The 3,831-nt window shown below is 62.9% G+C and carries 3 protein-coding genes; all 3 read left to right on the top strand.

Annotated features, from left to right (window positions below):
* Positions 1 to 448, top strand: a 448-nt coding sequence (locus ACUCV3_RS27170) for a PQQ-dependent sugar dehydrogenase (protein WP_482241466.1), incomplete at its 5' end; no start/stop codon positions are given.
* 28 nt (positions 449 to 476) lie between these two features.
* A complete protein-coding gene (locus ACUCV3_RS27175) occupies positions 477 to 704 on the top strand; it encodes a hypothetical protein (protein ID WP_048939665.1) in 228 nt (75 codons plus the stop codon).
* Between the two features lie 42 nt (positions 705 to 746).
* Positions 747 to 3,698, top strand: coding sequence for a PAS domain-containing protein (locus tag ACUCV3_RS27180; RefSeq protein ID WP_482241467.1), 2,952 nt, complete (start codon positions 747 to 749; stop codon positions 3,696 to 3,698).
* The last annotated feature ends 133 nt before the right edge of the window (positions 3,699 to 3,831 follow it).

The raw sequence follows: 3,831 nt of genomic DNA on the forward strand, positions 1-3,831 counted from the left end.
CTATATGACTTCGGTTCGCCCCGGGGCCTTTTATGGCTGGCCCTACAGCTATTGGGGACAGAATGTCGATACGCGGGCGCGTCCACAGCAGCCCGATATGGTGCGACGCGCGATCCGGCCCGATTATGCCCTGGGATCTCATGTCGCAGCACTCGGCATCAGCTTCGCAACCGGCGCCGGTCTTGGCCCCGCCTATGCGCAGGGCGCCTTCGTCGGGCAGCATGGCAGCTGGAACAGGCAGGATCTGGCCGGCTACAAGGTGGTCTTCATCCCTTTCGCCAATGGTCGGCCGACCGGAAAGCCGCAGGACTTCCTGACCGGGTTCATCAAGGATGGACATGCGCGCGGGCGTCCGGTGGGCGTAAGCTATGATCCGGTCCATGGCGCGCTCCTGGTCGCCGATGACCTGTCCAACAGCGTCTGGAGGATAGCGCCAACCCGTCGCTGACATGAGGCAAAGAGCAAGGAGAGAGAAAATGGAGAAACGACAGGAAGACGGCGAAACGGTAACCCATCTCTCGAAAGTCGAGGCACGCAGCGGATCGCGAACGACCGTGACGCGATCCATATTGGTAACAAGCCTCGCGCTCGTCATCGCGGTTCTGCTCATCGTGGTTGCGATCGGCTATTTCAGGGCCGACCAGACCGGCGCGGACGAGGTCAATAGCGACAACAGCGCACGATCCGCCGTCCGACAAGATTGAATCCATGGATCAAATCGGGCGCGATTACGTTAAGGGCGCGAAATGAAAGGAAGCACACCCATCGTGCCCGATGACAGCATAGCCAAGCCGCCCTACCCCGATGTCATGGCTTCCATCTTTTCGCCGGCGCCTGCGCCCGCAGAATCGCTTAAGGCCAGGCTGTCCTCCTTTCCCTGGGAGAAGACGGCATTGGGCGCCAGGGCCGACTGGCCGATTGCGCTGCGCACCACGGTCGAACTCGCGCTCGCATCGGATTTTCCGATGTTCATCGCCTGGGGCGAAGCACAGGTCTTCCTGTACAATGATGCCTATGCGCCCTTCCTCGGAGCCCGTCATCCATCGGCGCTTGGCCAGCCGATGCGCGATGTCTGGCCCGAGATCTGGCATGAGCTTTCGCCCCTGATCGACCGGGCGCTTGGCGGCGAGACGGTCTCGGTCGAAGACATGCATCTCGTCATGACCCGCAATGGCTATGCCGAGGACACCTGGTGGACCTTTTGCTACAGCCCCCTGCGCAACGACGCGGGGGAGATTGCCGGCGTCCTCGACGTCGCGGTGGACGTCACGCAGAAATTTACCGATGCCCGTCGGATCGAGGAAGAACAGTCCCGGCTGGAGAAAAGCGAGGCACGCTTCAGCGCTCTGGTCGGCGCGACGTCCGACGCCATATACCAGATGAGCGCCGACTGGCAGGAAATGCGCCAGCTCGATGGCCGCGGTTTCCTCATCGATACGCAGGCGCCATCGGTTCGCTGGCTCGAGCTTTATATCCCGCCCGATGACCAGGCCATCGTGCAGGATGCGATTGCCAGGGCCATCGAAACCAAAACGCCCTTCATGCTCGAACATCGGGTTCGCCAGGCCGATGGCACCATCGGCTGGACCGCGTCGCGCGCCGTGCCCATTCTTGACGATGACGGGCAGATCCTCGAATGGTTCGGTACGGCCACCGACGTGACGGCATCGCATCTTTCGCGCGAAGCGCTGGCCACAAGCCGGGAGAAGCTGGAACTCGCCACGCGCGCCGCCCGCCTTGGGCAGTTCGACTATTGGCCGCAGACCGGACAGCTTGAATGGGACGATCGCTGTCGCGCCCTCTTCGGCCTGCATCCCGGCGCGCCCGTCAGCTATGAAACCGCCTTTCTGGCCGGCCTGCACCCCGATGATCGCGAAGGGGCGGATGTAGCGGTGCGCGCCGCGCTCGATCCGACCGGTACCGGCATTTTCGACACCGAGTATCGCACGATCGGGATCGAGGATGGGATCGAGCGGCACATCCATGCCCAGGGCCTGGCGATGTTCGAGGGCCAGGCCCCGATCCGCCTTATCGGCACCGTGCAGGACGTCACCGCCGACCGCCAGGCGCAGGCCAGTTTGCGTGAAGTGGAGGAGCGGCTGCGCCTTGCCGGGCGGGCCACCAATGATGCGGTGTGGGACTGGAATTTCCGCGACGATCATGTGACCTGGAACATCGCGCTTGAGCATGCCTATGGCCACAGGCTCGAAAATGTCGAACCGACCGGCGAATGGTGGCTGCGCCATATCCACTCGGATGACCGGCAGCGGATCAATGACAGCATCCATGCGGTGATCGATGGCGAAGGCACCGACTGGACCGACGAATATCGCTTCGCCCGCGGCGACGGCGGCTATGCCGATGTCCTCGATCGCGGCTATGTCCTACGCGGTCCTGCCGGGGAACCGTTGCGCATGGTCGGCGCGATGCAGGACATGTCCGCCCGCAAGGCGATCGAGCGGCAGCTCGAGGAGGATCGCCGCAGGCTTGCCGAGGAGGTCGAGACCAAGACGGCCGAGCGCGACAGGGCTGAAGAGGCCCTGCGCCAATCGCAGAAGATGGAAGCGGTCGGCCAGCTGACAGGTGGCCTTGCCCATGATTTCAACAATCTGCTGACGGGCATTTCCGGGGCCCTGGAAATGATGCAGATACGCATAGCGCAGGGCCGGGTCGGCGAGATCGACAAATATTCTGTCGCAGCCCAGGGCGCCGTCCGCCGCGCCGCGGCGCTCACCCACCGCCTGCTCGCCTTCTCCCGCCGGCAGACGCTTGATCCCAAACCGGTCAATTCCAACCGCCTGATCTTCGATCTGGAAGAGCTGATCCGGCGCACGGTGGGACCACAGATCGAGGTCGAGACTGTCGGCAAGGCCGGTATCTGGACGACCCTGGTCGATCCCAACCAGCTTGAAAATGCGCTGCTCAACCTCTGCATCAATGCGCGCGACGCGATGCCGGACGGGGGACGCATCACGATCGAGACTGCAAACAAGTGGCTGGACGACATGGCCGCGCGCGAGCGCGATCTGGAACCGGGTCAATATGTCTCGATCTGCGTGACCGACACCGGCACGGGCATGACGCCCGAGGTGATTTCCCGCGCCTTCGATCCCTTCTTCACTACCAAGCCGCTGGGTGAAGGCACCGGACTTGGCCTGTCCATGATCTATGGTTTTGCCCGTCAGTCCGGCGGGCATGTGCGGATCTATAGCGAGATCGGCACGGGCACGACCATGTGCATCTATCTGCCCCGCCATTTCATGGAGGACGAAGGGAGTGACGACGCATCCCCGCCCCCTCTCCTGCCCGCGATGGCCGGCGACAAGGCGATGAAACGGGGCAGCATCCTGGTGGTCGATGATGAACCCACGGTGCGCCTCCTCGTCGTCGAGATTGCGCAGGAACTGGGCTATGATGTGCAGGAGGCAATGGATGGTCCAGGCGCCATGCGGCTGCTGCAAAATGGTGCGGCCTTCGATCTGCTCATCACGGATGTGGGGCTGCCTGGTGGCATGAACGGTCGCCAGGTTGCCGATGCCGCACTCAGCCTCCTGCCCGATCTCAAGATCCTGTTCATTACCGGCTATGCGGAAAATGCCGTCATCGGGAACGGACAATTGGCGCCGAACATGGCGCTGGTGACCAAACCCTTCGCGATGGACGCGCTGGCCAAGAGAATTGGCGACATGCTGCCCTGATCCTTCAGGCCACGACCAATCAGCCAACGCACCTGTCGACAGCATCACCAGCAGCGCTAGCCGGCCTCCGGCTGGCGACTGGCATTTTGCGGCCAGCGTCCAGCAACGACTTCCACAGACGACGGATCATGTG

It is taken from the genome of Sphingobium sp. VMM (assembly GCF_056790315.1).